The organism is Vibrio sp. OPT41 (assembly GCF_015163595.1).
Lineage (GTDB): Bacteria > Pseudomonadota > Gammaproteobacteria > Enterobacterales > Vibrionaceae > Vibrio > Vibrio alginolyticus.
The window spans coordinates 1-392 of record NZ_JADDYH010000045.1 but is presented as its reverse complement, the minus strand read 5'-3'; the positions used below and the strand labels follow the sequence as shown (position 1 = coordinate 392).

Genomic DNA, 392 nt, shown 5'->3' with positions numbered 1-392 from the left:
GCATAGTAAAAATGCCACGCGTTGCGAATCACTCTTAAACAGTTTGTTATAGCGCTTTGCCGTTTACAAGTGACCAATGATGAGGCATTAATTCTCGTATAGTCTTGAAAACCAATGCATTCCCTGAAGTCGTAATTGCTGCTTTGACATCCCCACCCCAATGGACGAGGCGCTCTTGGCAAACTCCGCATGGTGACAAAATTAGAAATTCATCGTTCTCGCTCTCACGACACAGGCATAATGAGTGGGTCACTCGCTCATTGAGTTTGTGAGCCTCTAAATACGCTCCCACCTCCATGCATAGTGAAAGAGCATCGTTTTTAGTATCAGGAGCAATGCTTGTTAATATTTTTCCTGACTCTGTTCTAACAGCCGCAGCTCCACCCCAACCA

Annotated in this window: 1 protein-coding gene; it reads right to left on the bottom strand. The window is 45.2% G+C overall.

Features of this window, described 5'->3' with window-relative positions; translation table 11 throughout:
- Nucleotides 1-46: 46 nt before the first annotated feature.
- Nucleotides 47-392 (bottom strand): cytidine deaminase (locus tag IQP38_RS18375; RefSeq protein WP_193837854.1); only part of this gene is annotated, 346 nt, incomplete at its 5' end.